This window comes from Marinobacter sp. UBA2498 (genome assembly GCF_002341575.1).
Classification (GTDB): domain Bacteria; phylum Pseudomonadota; class Gammaproteobacteria; order Pseudomonadales; family Oleiphilaceae; genus Marinobacter; species Marinobacter manganoxydans.
On record NZ_DDOI01000117.1, the window covers coordinates 1023 to 2128 of the forward strand.

Sequence of the window (1106 nt, forward strand, 5' to 3'; positions counted from 1 at the left end):
CGTCACGAACCGGCGTATCCTTCGGCAGTCCCTTGACCTTGGAGACTTCACGCTCCCCAAAGAACGAATGGATCAGACCGGCGCGCTGGGGCGACTCCATGCATTCCATGAACAGTTCCCGCTCGCGCTTCATGCCTTCGTCGAAAGGCAGATTGAACGCCGCTTCCACAGCGTCGACACACTTGAACGGGGAGAAAAGACCCCGGGCCCGCTTCTTCAGCTCGTCACGGAACTGGTCGAAGACATCGCTGCCCTTGTCAGCCTCGATCTTGTCGGTGATATCGCGAACACGACGCACCGGCTTGCCTTCATCGACTACTTTCTGCGCGTAGGCCATGCCGATAGCGCGGATATTGTCGCCTTCTTCCACGGCATCGAGAATGCCCAGGGCCAGAGCATCCTTGGCACCGACAAATTCACCGGTGGTGATCATTTCCAGTGCTTTCTGAGCACCGGTCAGGCGCGGAAGCCGCTGGGTACCGCCGGCGCCGGGCAGCAGGCCCAGCTTCACTTCCGGCAGACCCACCTTGGCACTGCTCACCGCAACCCGGTAGTGACAGCTCAGAGCGGTTTCCAGACCACCACCCAGAGCCGTTCCGTGGATCGCGGCAACCAGCGGTTTGTCGCTGTTTTCAAAGGTGTTGACCAGTGTCGGCAAGGTGGGCTCCTGCATGGGCTTGCCGAATTCACGAATGTCGGCGCCGGCAATGAACGTGCGCCCTTCGCAAACCAGCAGAAGCGCCTTGGCCTCGGCATCTTTCTGGCCCTGCTCCAGGGCTGCGAGCAGACCAGAACGAACAGCCTGGCCGAGGGCGTTTACCGGCGGGTAATTCACGGTAATAACGCCGATGTTGCCTTCCCGGTTATAGCTAACGACCTCAGACATGATTTCTCCTCGCATTCTTTCTGAAATATGGTTTTAACTAGCGAAACATGCGTACGATTTAATACAAGTTCTTTGGTGGTTTCAACCACCCATTAAACTACAGGCACAAAAAAACCGCAGGGGTTCTTCTGCGGTTTCTTGGTTTGGAGTTTGTCGGGAGGTGGCGAGTAGGCCCTACAGAAACACGCTGTGAATACATCCTTGTACGCTCGGCTCCGCC

General features: G+C 57.4%; 1 protein-coding gene. It reads right to left on the reverse strand.

Annotated elements, in window-relative coordinates; all coding sequences use genetic code 11:
* The coding region (locus tag B2W52_RS16150) for an enoyl-CoA hydratase/isomerase family protein (RefSeq protein WP_286803739.1) at window positions 1-886 on the reverse strand (886 nt) is incomplete at its 3' end.
* Between the last annotated feature and the right edge of the window lie 220 nt (window positions 887-1106).